Here is a 15665-nt window from a genome sequence, read left to right as displayed (position 1 = left end):
TGCGTGCCAGTCAGAGCTGGATCCAGGCAGTCTTGAGGTCGGTGTACTTGTCGAGCGCATGCAGCGACTTGTCGTGACCGTTGCCGGACTGCTTCACGCCGCCGAGCGGCACCGTGTTGTCGGCGCCGCCATAGGTGTTGACATGCACGACACCGGCCCGGATGGAGCGCACCATGCGGTGCGCCCGCGACAGGTTCGCGGTCCAGACCGCCGAGGCGAGACCATATTCGCTGCCATTGGCGATCCGAAGCGCATCAGCCTCGTCGTCGAAGGGGATGATCGACAGGATCGGCCCGAAGACCTCTTCTCTCGCAAGCGTCATGCCGGGCGCGACGTCGAAGATGGTGGGCTGCATGTAGAAGCCGCCGGTGTCTTCGAGGATGCGTTTTCCGCCGGTCCTCAGTCGTGCGCCTTCGTCCAGCGCCTGCCCAGCGAAACCGAGATTCTTTTCCAGCTGGATCTTGCTGGAGATGGCGCCGGCCTCCGTGGACAGCAGCAACGGATCGCCCACCCTGATCGCTGCCGCGATCGTGGCCACCTTCTCGGCAAAGGTCTCGTGGATCGATCGCTCGACCAGAAGCCGCGAACCGGCGACGCAGACCTGGCCGGAATTTCGGAAGATGCCGTAGGCGGAGACCTTTGCCGCCTGGTCCAGATCCGGCGCATCGGCAAAGACGATGTTCGGGGACTTGCCACCGAGCTCGAGATAGACGCGCTTGAGGTTGGAGCGTGCCGAATAGTCCAAGAGCCGCCGGCCGACGCCACCCGAGCCGGTAAAGGCGAGCACATCGATGTCGGCATGCAGCCCGATCGCCTCGCCGGCGACGGATCCCCTGCCGGTCACGACGTTCAGCACGCCCTCCGGCAACCCGGCTTCGGCACAGAGCGCGGCAAGCCGCAGCAGGGTCAGCGACGCGTCCTCCGCCGGCTTCAGGATCACCGAATTGCCAGCAGCAAGCGCCGGCGCGATCTTCCAGGCGCCGATCATGAGCGGGAAATTCCAGGGCACGATGGCAGCGACGACACCGACGGGCTCGCGATGGATGAGGCCGAGCACGTTGTCAGCGGTGGGCGCGATCTCGCCATAGACCTTGTCGATCGCCTCGGCATAGTAGCGGAATGTGCCGGCAGCACTTCCCGGCTCCGCTTTCAGCGCCATCGCGATTTCAGTGCCATTGTCACGCACGCCGAGGACGGCAAGTTCGAGCGCATTCTTCTCGATCAGGTCGGCGACACGCAGCAGCACTTTCTTGCGCTCGGCGGGTGCAGCCCTCGACCACGTCCCCTTCTCGAAAGCAGCCCGGGCGGCGCGAACCGCGGCGTCGACGTCGTCTGCGCCGGCATCGGCAATGGTCGTCAGTCGGGTCCCATTAATTGGCGAGATGACCTCGAGCGTCCCGCCGGACATCGCCTCGCGCCAGTGGCCGCTGATGAAGAGTTGTTGCGGCGGCACGACAGTGGCGCGCAACTGGTCGATTTTATCCTGCATGTTCCCGTTCCATTTTTCAGGCGGAAGAGCGGCCGATTGCTCGGCCGCCCCTATCGGATCAGATCTCCTGGCCAGCGCCAAGCCGGGCAAACTCCAGCGGACGGCCCGATTTCAGAGCGGCTGCCAGCGCCAGACCGACAACGCCGGCAATAAGAACCAGCCCCGGCAGGAAGATTGCGAGCAGCCCGGTGGCGCCAGCGAGATCGCCGAAGTTGATGGTGATCGCGATGATCACCGCGATCAGGATCAGACCTGTGATCACCGGAATGACCTTGGTCACGAGCGTATTGGATTCCAGCCCCGGATTGCGGTTGAAGAAGGCGACGATGGCAAAGGCGGTAAAGGCCATCAGCACCATGACGGCAAGCGTGCCGACGTTTGTGAGCCACGAAAACAGCGCCAGCACCGGATCCTGCCCTGTCGCGGCAAACAGCGCGACGACGATGGCGGCGGTGATCGTCTGGATAACCGAGCCGGCATGCGGGCTGTGATAGACCGGATGGGTCACGCCGACGGATGCCGGAAGCAGCCGCTCGCGGCCGGCGACATAGAGATATCGGGCGACGCCGTTGTGGAATGCGAGCACGCCGGCAAACAGACTTGTGACGAAGAGCACGTTCATGATCGGTGGCAGCCAGCCGCCCGCATAGCGCTCGGCGAGGCCAAAGAGGAAGGTGGTCGGATCGGCAAGCCCCTGCAATTCGGGCACCAGCTTGTCGGCACCGGCCGCGCTCACCATCAGCCAGGAGGTGAGCATGTAGAAGATGCCGATGATCAGCACGGAGATATAGGTCGCGCGCGGCACGGTCCGGTGCGGATCGCGGGCCTCCTCGCTGTAGATCGTCGTCGCCTCGAAACCGATGAAGGCGGCAAAGCAGAAGAGGATACCGATCGCCGGCGAGCCTGACAGCAAGGCGGAAGGCGTGAACGATACCGTCGTCAGGCCGCTGTCTCCGCCCTTGGCGATGATCGCGACGTCGATGACGAGGACGACCAGATATTCGAGGATGACCAGCACGGTCAGAACCTTGGCCGACAGGTCGACGCGACGATAGCCGAGAACGCCGACCACGGCGATGCCGATGAAGGTCCAGACCCACCACGGCAGGTCGAGGCCGAGCCCGGCGAAGAGCCCGGCCGTCGCCGCCCCGAACAGGCCGAAGACGCCGATCTGCATGGTGTTATAGGCCAGGATCGCGATCATCGCGGCCGCACCTCCCATCAGCCCACCCAGCCCTTGCGCGGTATAGGCATAGAAGGCGCCAGCATTGCGGATATGCCGCGCCATGGCGACGTAACCGATCGAGAACATCAACAGGATCAGCGTAACCAGCAGAAACGTGCCGGGAATGCCGGCACCGTTGCCGAGCAGCATGGCCAGCGGCACGCCGCCGGCAACCGCCGTCAGCGGCGCTGCGGCCGATACCACGAGAAATGTGACGGCACCGACCCCGAGCGCATTCTTGCGCAGCTGGTTCGCGCCGGTTGCGGGCGACGATTGATTGTCCATAGCGTCTTAAGCTCCCCTTTTTTCTTGGCACTATTTGCCTTCGCCTCAGATCGGTCTCTCCAAGGCATCCTCCCGTGAAGCTGCTCTCGACCATGTTGCTTTTTGTTCTTGGTCACGCACACTATTCGGTTCAATATTTAAACCGTTGCTTCAAATATAGACTTGCAAATGCCGCGGCGACCTGTCAAGTTATTTCGCATGTTAAGTATCTCTGCCGGATAAAAACGCGATACGGGTGGCGCAACCCCCTGAAAATCAAGGGAACAGGCATCGGGATCACTGGCGGCGGCGCTCGGCGACGGAGGACTGGATGAGCACCATCGGTAAGGCACTGGGCCTGTTGGACGCGATCTCGCGGCTGGACAGGGAAGTCGGCTTGAGCGACATCGCCAGGCATTGCGCGCTCGACAAGGCGACGGCGCGGCGCTTCCTTGTCGAGCTCGAAAGACACGGTTTTGTCGAACAGGATCCGGACAGCAAGCGCTACCGCATCGGCGGCGCGCCAGTAAGGCTCGCGCGTATCCGCGAGGCCCGCTTTCCCTATCTCAGCGTCGCCATGCCCTTCGTGAAGGAACTCGCCGGCCTATCGGGCGAGACCGTGCATCTCTCGGAATTCGTCGCCGGTCGGCTTTCGACCATCTATGTGGAAGACTCGCCGCGCGCGCACCGGGTGACGGTCGATGCCGGCAGCGCGCTGCCGTTTCATGCGACCGCATCCGGCCACGCCTTCCTTGCCTCCTGCCCGGCAAGACAGGTGGAGGATGTGCTGGCCCTGCCTCTGGAAGCCTTCACCGAGCACACGATCACCTCGAAGACCGAACTGCGCAGGCTCATCGCGGAGACGGCGCGACGCGGCTATTCGATCAGCCAGCAGGGCCTTGAAAGCGGCGTCATCAGCGTTGCCGCTCCCATCGGCGCACCGGACAGCGTGCCGATCGGCGCAATCGCCGTCGCAGCTCCGCAGGTTCGCGCGAACGCCGAGACGATCGAGCAGCTTGGCCCGGCGACGGCTGCGATCGCTCGACGCATTTCGGAGAAATTCTTCGGTTTGGAACCGGCGACGGCAAGTCCGCTGGCAAGGAGGGCCGGCTGATGAATGCGATGAACCGCCTGCCCAATATCCTCGTCGTGGGAACGGGAGACACCAAATGTGATGAACTTCAGTTCATGGCATCCGTCATTAGAGAGGCCGGCGGCCTGCCTGTGATGATGGACGTCAGCGTTCTCGGCGATCCGCCCTATGCGCCGGAATATTCCCGCCACGATATTGCGGCAGCCGCCGGCACCTCGATCGTCGCGATCGCCGCGAGCGGCGACGAAAACAGCGCGATGGAAATGATGGCCAAGGGGGCAGCGGCCCTGACCCGCAGCCTCCACGATGCAGGCCAAGCCGATGGCGTCATCATTCTCGGGGGCTCGATGGGCACCGATCTGGCGCTCGACGTCGCAGCATCCCTGCCGCTCGGCGTACCGAAATTCGTCGTCTCGACCATCGCCTATTCACATCTGCTGCCGCCGGAGCGCATCGCGCCCGATCTGATGATGATCCTCTGGGCCGGTGGACTTTACGGCCTCAACGGCATCTGCCGTTCGGTGCTGTCGCAGGCCTGCGGCGCTGTTGTTGGTGCGGCACGTTTCGGCACCAGGCCGGACAGGGACCGTCCGTTGATCGGCATGACCTCGCTGGGGTCGAGCTGCCTCAAATACATGAAACACCTGAAGCCCGAACTGGAACGCCGCGGCTATGACGTCGCGGTGTTTCACGCGACCGGCATGGGCGGGCGTGCCTTCGAAGCGATCGCCGCGCAAAACGGTTTTACCGCCGTCTTGGATTTCTGCATCCAGGAGGTCAGCAACCACCATCACGGCACCGTCGTCACGTCGGGGCCTGATCGACTCGAAAATGCAGGCCGCGCGGGAATTCCGCAGATCGTCGCGCCGGGCGCGGTCGACATGGTTGACCTGCCCGCATGGCAACCGCTGCCCGAAACCCTTGCCGACCGGCCCTATCATGCGCACAACCGGCTGCTCGGTTCGGTGACCACATCGCCCGAAGGCCGGCGTGAGATCGCCCGCGTCATCGGCGGCAAGCTCGCCGACAGCAGCGCGGAAGTGGCCTTCATTTTGCCGCTCAGGGGCATCCAGGAATGGGACCAGCCGGGCGAACCGCTGCATGAGCCGGAGGCGCTCGATGCCTTCGTCGACGAGATGCGCCGCGCCATGCCCTCTTCCGTCCGCCTTCACGAAATCGACAGCCATATCAACGCACCGGAGTTCTCCGCCATGGCGCTCGCCATCTTTGACGACTGGATCGCCCGCGGCGTGATCCCGGAGGGCCGCCCGTGACCGACCGCGCCCTCATCCTCGACTTCGGCGGCGTCGTCACCCGCACGCTGTTCGAGACCCACGATGTTACCGAGCGGGCGCTCGGCCTGAAGCAGGGCAGCCTCACCTGGCTCGGACCGTTCGACCCGGCGACTGATCCGCTCTGGGTCTCGATGCAGCAACGCGAGATCACCGAGCGCGACTACTGGACGGAGCGGACGCGCGAAGTCGGACGTCTTGTCGGCGAAGACTGGAGCGACATGAAGACCTTCGTGCAGCGCGCCCGCGGCGCCGAGCCGGAACTGGTGCTGCGCCCGGAAGCACGCGACGCGATCCTGCAGGCGAAGGACGCGGGCATCCGGCTCGCCATCCTTTCCAACGAACTCGACCTTTTCTACGGCATCGAATTCCGCAAGCGCTTCCCGCTGATCGAGCTTTTCGACGTCATCGTCGATGCCACCTACACCGGGATATTGAAGCCGGACGCACGGGCCTACGAACGCGTGCTTTCCGAACTCAGCCTGCCGCGCGAAGCCTGCGTCTTCGTGGACGATCAGCAGAAGAATATCGAAGGCGCAGAGGCAGTCTCCCTGCCCAATGTGCACTTCGACGTCACCAGACCCGCAGACAGCTACGCCAGAGCCCTTCGGATGCTCGGCATTTGAACTGACCAGGAGCAAGACATGCGCGAAACCAACTTTCTCATCGAGAACAATGCCCGCCTTCTGTGGCACCCGATGGCGCACCCCGCCGAGATGCACGCGACACCGCCGCGCATCATCAATGCCGGGGACGGCGTGGAGATCGTCGATATCCACGGCAGGACGGTGCTCGATGCGGTCGGCGGCTTGTGGAACGTAAATCTCGGCTATTCCTGCGAGCCGGTGAAGAAGGCGATCCGCGACCAGCTCGACGAGCTGCCCTATTATTCGACCTTCCGCGGCACCACCAATTCGCCGCTGATCGAACTTTCCTACGAGCTTGCCGAATGGTTCAAGGAAGATGGCCTCAGCCGTTCGTTCTTCACGTCGGGCGGCTCGGATTCGGTCGAGACCTGCCTTCGCCTTGCCCGCCAGTACCACAAGCTTAATGGCCAGCCGGAGCGCACGAAATTCGTGAGCCTGAAGAAGGGCTATCACGGCACGCATTTCGGCGGCGCATCCGTCAACGGCAACGCCAATTTCCGCCGCAACTACGAGCCGCTGCTGCCGGGCGTCTTTCACCTTCCCGCCCCCTACACCTACCGCAATCCGTTTGCGACCACCGATGGCGCCGAGATCGCGAGCGGCATTGCCCGCCTGTTCGAGGACGAGATCGCCTTTCAGGGCGCCGACACCATCGCAGCCCTGATCATGGAGCCGGTGCTGGGTGCCGGCGGCGTGATCGTGCCGCACGAAACCTTCATGCCGCTGATGCGCGAAATCTGCGACCGCCACGGCATCCTCCTGATTGCCGACGAGGTGATCACCGCCTTCGGCCGCACCGGCGCATGGACCGGTTCGCGCCTCTGGGGCATCAAGCCGGACCTGATGTCGACGGCCAAGGCGATCACCAACGGCTACTACCCCTTCGGGGCCGTTATGATCTCCGACAGGGTCGCCGAGGCGTTCGAAAGCAACAGGACGGCCGCCGGCTCGATCGGCCATGGCTACACCTATTCCGGCCATCCGGTCGGGGCGGCCGCCGCGCTCGCCACGCTCAAGGAGACGAAGCGCCTCGATGTCGCCACCAATGCCGGCGCGCGTGGCGAAGAGTTGATGACGGGGCTGCTTGCCTTGCAGCTCAAGCACGAGCTCGTCGGCGACGTGCGCGGCAAGGGGCTGATGTGCGCGCTTGAGCTTGTTTCGGACCGCGAGAAGAAGTCGCCAGCCGCCAAGGATGTGGTGCAGAAGGTGCAGGACGCTGCCTACGAGGCGGGCGTGATGGTGCGCACATCCGGGCCGAACGTCATCCTGTCGCCGCCGCTGATCATCACTGCCGCGGATGTCACCCGGATCCTCTCGGCCCTCGATGCCGGCCTGAGCGCTGCCGGAGGCATGTGACATGAGCGACACGGCAGCGCTCAAGGCACGCCGCGAACGGCTGCTCGGCCGGAACATGTCGCTGTTCTACAGCGACCCGGTCCACATCGTCAGGGGCGAAGGCGTCTGGCTTTATGACGCCGACGGCCGGCGCTATCTCGACTGCTACAACAATGTGCCGCATGTCGGCCATTGCCATCCGCGCGTGGTCGAGGCGATCGCCCGGCAGGCATCGACGCTCAACACCCACACGCGCTATCTGCACGAAGGCATCCTCGACTATGTCGAGCGGCTGACGGCAACATTCGACCGCCGCCTCGATACGGCGATCCTGACCTGCACCGGCAGTGAGGCCAACGACATTGCCCTGCGCATGGCCCAGGCGGTGACCGGCAAGACCGGCGTGATCGCCACCGATCACACCTACCACGGCAACACCACCGCCGTTTCGCAGCTTTCCACCCGGATGCCGCCGGTCGGCGGTTTCAGTGGCCATGTGCGCCATGTGCCGGCCCCCGACAGCTACCGGCCGCTCGGCGGTACGCCCGGCGACGCCTTCTCCGCTGCGGTGGCAAAAGCGATCGCCGATCTGCAGGAAAGCCCTTTCGGCTTCTCCGCCCTGATCATCGACCCGTTCTTCGCCAATGAAGGCTTTCCCGACCTGCCCGAAGGCTTCCTCGACGCAACCGTTGCGGCGGTGCGCAAGGCCGGCGGCGTGGTGATTGCCGACGAAGTGCAGCCCGGCTTCGGCCGCACTGGCGGGCACATGTGGGGTCACCAGAAGGCCGGCATCGTCCCCGACATTGTCACGCTCGGCAAGCCGATGGGCAACGGCCATCCGATCGGTGGCGTCGTTGCCGGCAGCGACACGCTGAATGCGTTTCGTCAGGCATTCCGCTACTTCAACACCTTCGGTGGCAACCCGGTCTCCTGCGCCGCGGCCATGGCGGTTCTCGACGTCATCGACGACGAGGCCCTGATCGATAACGCACGAGAGGTCGGCGCATATGCCAAGGCCGGCCTCGACAGGCTGAGGCACAAGCACGATGTGATCGGCGATATCAGGGGCAGCGGCCTGTTCTTCGGCGCGGAACTCGTTCTCGACCGGGAGAAAAAGACCCCGGCCACCGATCTTGCCACCAGGGTCGTCAACGGCATGCGCGAACGTGGCGTCCTGATGGGCAAGCTCGGCATTCACCAGAATGCGACGAAGATCCGGCCGCCGATGCCGTTTTCGAGGGAGAATGCCGACCTGATGCTGTCGACCCTCGACGACGTGCTGTCGGGGCTGTGAGCGGGAGATGAGCGAAGCTCTGCCGCAAAATCTACTGGACGCGCTCGACGCTCGGGCGAAGGAAGCGATGAGCCATTGGGGCCTTGCAAACGTAAAGCCCACGCTGCTGAAATACCGCGAGAATGCCGTCTTCCGGATCACGCTTGCCGACGGTGCACCGGCCGCGCTCCGGCTGCATCGGCCAGGCTACCATGATGAGGCGGCGCTGCGCTCGGAACTGCAATGGATGACGGCGCTGCGCGACGGCGGTCTTTCCGTGCCCCACGCGATCACGGCGTCGGACGGTCGGTTGCTGGTAGCGTTGCGGCCGACCGACGACTTCGCCGCCCAGCATGCCGATATCGTCAGCTGGATGCATGGGCTCCCGCTGGGTGAAAGCGGTTTGCCGCTCAGCCACGGTCCGGAGGCGCAGGTCGCCATCTTTCAGGCGCTCGGCGCGATGATGGCCGACATGCACGATCTTGCCGATCGCTGGCCGACACCGCCTGATTTCAAGCGACCCGCCTGGGACATGGAAGGCCTGCTCGGCGAAAACCCCGTCTGGGGCCGTTTCTGGGACTGCGACGGTCTTGCGCCTGAACACAAGTTTGCCCTTTGTGACCTGCGTCACCAGCTTCGGCGCCTGCTCTATGCCGTGCCGCCAGAGGCGCTCGATTACGGGCTGATCCATGCCGATCTCGTTCGCGAAAACGTACTGGTCCGGGATGGCGGCGTGGCCTTCATCGATTTCGACGACGCCGGCTTCGGATTCCGGCTGTTCGATATCGCGACGGCGCTTCTGAAGAACCGCAACGAGCCGAACTACGAGGTGATCGAACGGTCACTGATCGAGGGGTATCGGACCAAGCGGCCGCTGACGGATGCGACGTTGGCCATGCTGCCTATCTTCATGACGCTTCGCAGCCTCACCTATATCGGCTGGTTTGCCACGCGGCCTGAACTTCCCGGCATCGCGGCGCGCCTCAAACGCTACGCAGACGAAAGCCTGCGCTTGGCGCAAGCGTTGTCGGTCGCCGCATGACATCCAGAAGCATTCGTTCAGTCGCCAAGCGTCGCAAGCTCGTCGAGCATGTCGAGCAGAACCTCGACGCGTTCGCGTCCATAGCGCGCCTCGAGCTGATCGTAGATGGCTCGGCTTTCCGGGCTGACATCGGCGATCACCCGCATGCCGGCGGGTGCGATCTCGAGCAGCACGCGACGGCCGTCATCGGCGTCCTTGTGCTTGGTGATCAGTCCGCGCTCCTCGAGCGATCGAATGATGCGCGTCAGGCTCGGGGCCAGAATGAAGGCCTTGTCGGCCATCTCGGACGCATCGACCTTGCCGGATTCGGCGAGGATGCGGATCACGCGCCACTGTTGCTCGGTGATTTCGTGGCGCGCCAACATCGGCCGGAAATGGCCCATCACCGCTTCACGCGCGCGCAGAAGCGCAATCGGCAGCGAGCGCCGGGTGCTGTGGGGAAGAAGGGCGTCCGGCCCAAGCTCGACGGGGGTTTTCGCGCGGCTCATGGCCGATCTATGGGCGATTTTTCTCGGCTGCGCAATCACCGCCGAAATCAGGCGTCAGCGAAAGCCGCTTGACAGCGGACCGCATATTGTTAACGTGTTAATTAATAAATCGACGGGGACTGGGAATGCCGCACTTCACGATCGAATATTCCGCCAATCTCGAAGGCAGCGTCGATTTCGATCACCTGTGCCAAGAGGTCCACAAGACCATCCTCGCCACCGGCCTCTTTGAAATCGGCGCCGTCCGCGTCCGCGCGATCGCAAGCGACCACTACGCCATCGCCGATCTGCAGCCGGAGAACGGCTTTATCGACATGTCGTTCCGCATCGGTCGCGGCCGCTCTCAAGGTGAGAAGAAGGCGGCAGGAACGGCCATCTTCGACGCCGTTGCGCAGGAGCTCGCGCGCCTTTTCGACACGCCCCATTTTGCCCTCAGCCTGGAGATCCGCGAGATCGACCCGGAGCTGAGCTGGAAGAAGAACGCGATCCACCCGCGGCTTCGACAGAAGGGCGACTGATCCCGACAGACGTCGGCACGCTATTTCCGCGCCGCACCAGCGGCAGCGCAGCACGATTGGAGAATGCCATGTCCAAACTCGACGACAACATCAAGAAGGCCGAAACCTATCTCGCCCGCTTCCGCACCGGCGGCGTCCTCAACCACATCGATGGGCGGGCCGTACCGGCACAGGACGGCGAGACCTTCGAGACCATTTCTCCGGTCGACCTCAAGCCGCTTGGCTCCGTTGCGCGCGGCAAGGCGGCCGATATCGACCGAGCGGCACGCGCTGCCAAGGCGGCCTTCCCGGCCTGGGCTGCGATGCCCGGCGACGCGCGCAAGAAACTCCTGCACAAAATAGCCGACGCCATCGTCGCGCGCGCCGAGGAGATCGCCTTCGTCGAGTGCATGGACACGGGACAGTCGCTGAAGTTCATGGCCAAGGCCGCCTTGCGCGGCGCTGAGAACTTTCGCTTCTTTGCCGATCGCGCGCCCGAGGCCCGCGACGGCAAGGTGCTGCGCGCCGAGGGCCAGATCAACATGACCACGCGCGTGCCGATCGGCCCGATCGGCATCATCACGCCGTGGAACACCCCCTTCATGCTGTCGACATGGAAGATTGCGCCGGCGCTCGCTGCCGGCTGCACCATCGTCCACAAGCCGGCAGAGTTTTCTCCGTTGACCGCGCGCCTGCTCGTCGAGATCGCCGAGGAAGCAGGCCTTCCCAAGGGCGTCTGGAACCTCGTCAACGGTCTCGGCGAGGACGCGGGCAAGGCGCTCACAGAGCACCCCGCCATCAAGGCGATCGGCTTTGTCGGCGAGAGCCGTACAGGCTCGCTGATCATGAAGCAGGGCGCCGACACGCTGAAGCGGGTGCATTTCGAGCTTGGGGGCAAGAACCCGGTCATCGTCTTTGCCGATGCCGATCTGGAACGGGCCGCCGACGCCGCCGTCTTCATGATCTATTCGCTGAACGGCGAGCGCTGCACCTCCTCCTCCCGCCTGCTGGTGGAAGAGAGCATCTATGAGAGCTTCACCGCGCGGGTCGCCGAAAAGGCAAGACGCATCCGGATCGGCCACCCGCTCGATCCGGAAACCGTCGTCGGTCCGCTGATCCACCCGGAACACGAAAAGAAGGTGCTCGACTACATCGAGATCGGCCGGAAGGAAGGGGCCACCGTTGCAGCAGGCGGCGCCAAGTTCGAGGGCCCCGGTGGCGGATGCTATGTCCAGCCGACGCTGTTTACCGGCGCCGACAATGCCATGCGCATCGCGCAAGAGGAAATTTTCGGGCCGGTCCTGACCGCCATCCCCTTCAAGGACGAAGCGGAGGCGCTGGCGCTCGCCAACGACGTTCAGTACGGCCTGACCGGCTACCTCTGGACGTCAGACGTCACCCGCGCGTTCCGCTTCACCGACCACCTCGAAGCGGGGATGATCTGGGTCAATTCGGAGAATGTCCGCCATCTGCCGACGCCCTTCGGCGGCGTCAAGAGCTCCGGCATCGGCCGCGACGGCGGCGACTGGTCCTTCGATTTCTACATGGAAACCAAGAACATCGCGTTTGCCAGCTCGGCCCATGCGATCGCCAAGCTCGGCGGCTGAGCGCGACACGAAACCGCGCCGCCCAAAAACCTGGAGGAGACCAGAATGCCGTTACCGAAGCCGAACCTTCACCCGCCCTTCAACATCGTGCGGCTGAGCCACGTCGAACTCGCCGTCACCGATCTTGCCAAGTCGCGCGCCTTCTATGTCGACGTGCTCGGCCTGCAGGTGACCGACGAGACCGCCGACACGATCTACCTGCGCGCCATGGAGGAACGCGGCCATCACTGCATCATCCTGAAGAGGGCGGCTGACGCCGAGGCGCGCGATCTCGGTTTCAAGGTGTTTGGCGACGAGGATCTCGACAAGGCGGCGCATTTCTTCAAACAGAAAGGGCTGTCGGTCGAATGGATCGAGCGCCCCTATCAATCGCGCACGTTTCGCACCCGTGACCCCCAGGACATACCGCTCGAATTCTATTCGAAGATGGACCGCCTGCCGCCGATCCACCAGAAATATGCGCTCTATCGCGGCGTGAAGCCGCTGCGCATCGACCATTTCAACTGCTTCTCGCCCAATGTCGACGATGCCGTCGCCTTCTACAACGAGATCGGCTTCCGCGTGACCGAGTACACGGCCGACGAGGAGACCGGCCGGCTCTGGGCCGCCTGGACCCACCGCAAGGGCGGCGTCCATGACATCGCCTTTACCAACGGTCGCGGGCCCCGGCTGCATCACACCGCCTTCTGGGTGCCGACACCACTCAACATCATCGACCTGCTCGACCTGATGTCGACCTCCGGCTGGCTCGCCAACATCGAGCGCGGCCCCGGTCGGCACGGCATCTCCAACGCCTTCTTCCTCTATGTCCGCGATCCCGATGGACACCGCATCGAGATCTACTGCTCCGACTACCAGACGGTCGATCCCGATCTCGAACCGATCAAGTGGGACCTCAAGGACCCGCAGCGCCAGACGCTCTGGGGGGCACCGGCACCAAGATCCTGGTTCGAGGAGGGCAGTCTTTTTGCCGGCGCCGAGGCGGTGGAACCCGTGCTGAAGGCGCAACCTATCATCGCCCCCTAAATCGAGGCATGAAAGGCGGTACGCGAGCGCAAAGGGAGGAATGTCATGGACGAAAAGACTTTCGGTGAATGGTCGCAGAAGGCGGCCGAATGGGGGGCGGCCTACCGGGCGTCGCTCCGCGACCGGCCGGTTCGCGCCCAGACGGCACCGGGCGCCATCGCCGCACAGCTCCCCACCAAGCCGCCGCAGACCGGCGAGGACATGGCTGCCATTTTCGAGGATTTCGAAAACATCATCCTGCCGGGCATGACCCATTGGCAGCATCCGCGCTTCTTTGCCTATTTCCCGGCCAACGCCGCGCCGGTCTCCGTCATCGCCGAGTATCTGGTCACGGCAATGGCCGCCCAATGCATGTTGTGGCAGACCTCGCCGGCGGCGACCGAGCTTGAAACCCGGGTGCTCGACTGGCTGCGCCAGGCGATCGGCCTGCCCGACGGCTTTTCAGGCGTCATCCAGGATTCTGCCTCCTCCGCCACGCTTTCAGCCGTGCTCGTCATGCGCGAGCGCGCCTTGAACTGGAAGGGCAACAAGCAGGGGCTGAGCGCCCATCCACCCTTGCGTATCTATTCTTCGGACCAGGTGCACACCTCGATCGACCGGGCGATCTGGGTCTCGGGCATCGGCGAGGAAAACCTCGTGCGCATACCGGTGGCAGGGTCGCTGCAGTCGATGGATTGCCAGGCGCTCGAAGCGGCCATTCTGAGGGACAAGGCTGCGGGCCTTCTGCCTGCCGGCGTCATCGCCTGCACCGGCGGCACCAGCACTGGCGCGTGCGACGATATCGCCGAGGTCGTGCGCGTTGCCCACAGGCATGGGCTTTATGTGCATGTCGATGCGGCATGGGCAGGCTCCGCGATGATCTGCGAGGAGTTTCGCCCGCTGTGGGCCGGGGTCGAAGAGGCGGATTCGGTCGTCTTCAATCCGCACAAATGGCTCGGCGCCCAGTTCGACTGCTCCGCCCATTTCATCCGCAATCCCGACGATCTCGTGCGCACTCTGGCGATCCAGCCGGAATATCTGAAGACGCACGGCCGCGATGGCATCATCAACTATTCCGAATGGACCATTCCGCTCGGCCGGCGCTTCCGCGCGCTGAAACTGTGGTTCCTGCTGCGCTTCCACGGGCTTGATGGCCTGAAGACGATGATCCGCAACCATGTGGCCTGGGCAGGCCGTCTCGCCGAGCGCCTGGGCGCAAATGAGGACTTCGAAATCGTCACCGCCCCGCGGTTCTCGCTGTTTTCGTTCCGTCATCGCGGTGGCGCCGACGGCGACGCCCACAACATCGCGCTCGTCAACGCGATCAACGATGACGGCCGGATCTACCTGACCCAGACGCGGGTCGACGGCCGCGTCGCCATCCGCTTCCAGGCCGGCCAGTTCGACATGACCGAGGCGGACGCTAACGTCGCCTTCGACGTCATCACCGAAGTCGCAGCGGGGATGGCGAACCAATGACCCCGAAGATCACCCACGCTTACCCGCAGGCGGTGCCTGACCGGGACGGAGGATTGAAATGACGTCTGCGAAACTTGCCAGTTTTTCCGTGGCCGGGCGCCACGGCTACGGCCTTGTCAGCAATGACGGTATCGTCGATCTGTCCCGACGCCACGGCGCAACGTGGCCGACGCTCCGTGAGATGATCGCCGACGGTGCTCTTGCAAGACTTGTGGACCAGGCGTCCAGCCTAGCGCCGGATCTGTCGCTCGCCGATATCCGGTTCGAGATCCCCGTGCCAGCGCCGGAGAAGATCATCTGCGTCGGCGTCAACTTCCCGGATCGCAATGCGGAATATAAGGACGGACAGGCAGCACCCTCCAACCCTTCGCTGTTCATTCGCTTTCCGCGCTCGTTTACCGGCCACGGGCAGCCCCTGATCCGCCCACCCGAAAGCCCTGAACTCGACTACGAGGGCGAGATCGTCATCGTCATAGGCAAGGGCGGCCGGCGCATCCCAGAGGCATCGGCGCTCGATCACATCGCAGCGCTGTCGCTCTGCAACGAGGGCACGATCCGCGACTGGGTGCGCCACGCCAAGTTCAACGTGACGCAGGGCAAGAACTTCGACCGAACCGGGTCGATCGGCCCGTGGCTCGTGCCCTTCACCGACGAGGCGCAGATCGCCGACATCAAGCTGGAAACCCGCGTCAACGGCGAAGTGCGCCAGCAGGACCGCACGAGCCGAATGATCTTCTCCTTCCGCAAGATCATCAACTACGTCTCGACATTTACGACGCTCGTGCCCGGCGACGTCATCGTCACGGGAACGCCAACCGGCGCCGGCGCCCGTTTCGACCCGCCGATCTGGCTGAAGCCCGGCGACATCGTCGAGGTCGAGGCCGATGGCATCGGCTTGCTTGCCAATCCTATTGCCGACGAGGCCTGAA

14 protein-coding genes are annotated in these 15665 nt (G+C 64.1%); 11 read left to right on the top strand and 3 right to left on the bottom strand.

What is annotated here, in order from left to right; genetic code table 11:
- Positions 1–10 precede the first annotated feature (10 nt).
- Together RTP54_RS29470 and RTP54_RS29465 are read right to left on the bottom strand one after the other, a co-directional pair.
- Complete coding sequence (locus RTP54_RS29470; RefSeq protein WP_312367533.1) at positions 11–1489, bottom strand: aldehyde dehydrogenase; 1479 nt, start codon at positions 1487–1489, stop codon at positions 11–13.
- Between the two features lie 58 nt (positions 1490–1547).
- Entirely contained in the window at positions 1548–2999 is a 1452-nt protein-coding gene (locus tag RTP54_RS29465; protein WP_312367531.1) for an APC family permease, read from the bottom strand.
- A 310-nt stretch (positions 3000–3309) separates the two neighbouring features.
- Between RTP54_RS29465 and RTP54_RS29460 the strand changes: the two genes are divergently transcribed.
- Genes RTP54_RS29460 through RTP54_RS29435 form a run of 6 tightly spaced genes read left to right on the top strand, consistent with a single transcriptional unit; the run spans position 3310 to position 9660 of the window.
- On the top strand, positions 3310–4092 hold the full coding sequence (locus tag RTP54_RS29460; RefSeq protein WP_112808112.1) for an IclR family transcriptional regulator: 783 nt from the start codon (positions 3310–3312) through the stop codon (positions 4090–4092).
- On the top strand, positions 4092–5345 hold the full coding sequence (locus RTP54_RS29455) for a Tm-1-like ATP-binding domain-containing protein (protein ID WP_312367529.1): 1254 nt from the start codon (positions 4092–4094) through the stop codon (positions 5343–5345). The genes RTP54_RS29460 and RTP54_RS29455 overlap by 1 nt, the downstream gene beginning before the upstream one ends.
- Complete coding sequence (locus RTP54_RS29450) at positions 5342–5989, top strand: HAD-IA family hydrolase (protein WP_312367528.1); 648 nt, start codon at positions 5342–5344, stop codon at positions 5987–5989. The genes RTP54_RS29455 and RTP54_RS29450 overlap by 4 nt, the downstream gene beginning before the upstream one ends.
- Positions 5990–6007: 18 nt before the next feature.
- Positions 6008–7366: an aspartate aminotransferase family protein gene (locus RTP54_RS29445; protein ID WP_312367527.1), complete on the top strand. Its 1359-nt coding sequence runs from the start codon at positions 6008–6010 to the stop codon at positions 7364–7366.
- 1 nt (position 7367) lies between these two features.
- The gene (locus RTP54_RS29440; protein WP_312367525.1) at positions 7368–8639 is read left to right on the top strand and encodes an aspartate aminotransferase family protein; all 1272 of its coding nucleotides are present in this window, start codon (positions 7368–7370) and stop codon (positions 8637–8639) included.
- A 7-nt stretch (positions 8640–8646) separates the two neighbouring features.
- Positions 8647–9660 (top strand): phosphotransferase, encoded by a 1014-nt coding sequence (locus RTP54_RS29435; RefSeq protein WP_312367524.1) that lies wholly within the window; start codon positions 8647–8649, stop codon positions 9658–9660.
- Positions 9661–9677: 17 nt separating this feature from the next.
- On the opposite strand, the gene hpaR is transcribed toward RTP54_RS29435, so the two are convergent.
- Positions 9678–10148 carry a homoprotocatechuate degradation operon regulator HpaR gene (gene hpaR / locus RTP54_RS29430; protein ID WP_312367522.1) on the bottom strand — a complete coding sequence of 157 codons (471 nt, stop codon included), beginning with the start codon at positions 10146–10148 and terminating at the stop codon, positions 9678–9680.
- A 125-nt stretch (positions 10149–10273) separates the two neighbouring features.
- On the opposite strand from hpaR, the gene RTP54_RS29425 reads away from it, so the two are divergent.
- The 5 genes from RTP54_RS29425 to RTP54_RS29405 all read left to right on the top strand — a co-directional run bounded on the left by RTP54_RS29425 (position 10274) and on the right by RTP54_RS29405 (position 15664).
- A complete protein-coding gene (locus tag RTP54_RS29425) occupies positions 10274–10666 on the top strand; it encodes a 5-carboxymethyl-2-hydroxymuconate Delta-isomerase (protein ID WP_312367521.1) in 393 nt (130 codons plus the stop codon).
- Positions 10667–10734: 68 nt separating this feature from the next.
- Positions 10735–12252, top strand: coding sequence for a 5-carboxymethyl-2-hydroxymuconate semialdehyde dehydrogenase (gene hpaE, locus RTP54_RS29420; protein ID WP_312367519.1), 1518 nt, complete (start codon positions 10735–10737; stop codon positions 12250–12252).
- Positions 12253–12297: 45 nt separating this feature from the next.
- Positions 12298–13278, top strand: a complete 981-nt coding sequence (gene hpaD, locus RTP54_RS29415) for a 3,4-dihydroxyphenylacetate 2,3-dioxygenase (RefSeq protein ID WP_312367518.1) — start codon at positions 12298–12300, stop codon at positions 13276–13278.
- 45 nt (positions 13279–13323) lie between these two features.
- Positions 13324–14736 (top strand): pyridoxal phosphate-dependent decarboxylase family protein, encoded by a 1413-nt coding sequence (locus RTP54_RS29410; RefSeq protein WP_312367516.1) that lies wholly within the window; start codon positions 13324–13326, stop codon positions 14734–14736.
- 58 nt (positions 14737–14794) lie between these two features.
- Complete coding sequence (locus RTP54_RS29405; protein ID WP_312367514.1) at positions 14795–15664, top strand: fumarylacetoacetate hydrolase family protein; 870 nt, start codon at positions 14795–14797, stop codon at positions 15662–15664.
- Position 15665: the final 1 nt, after the last annotated feature.

Source organism: Ensifer sp., assembly GCF_031989085.1.
In the GTDB taxonomy this organism is placed as follows: Bacteria; Pseudomonadota; Alphaproteobacteria; order Rhizobiales; family Rhizobiaceae; genus Ensifer.
Note: the sequence above shows the minus strand (reverse complement) of the source record. Positions and strands in the feature narration are given on the sequence as shown.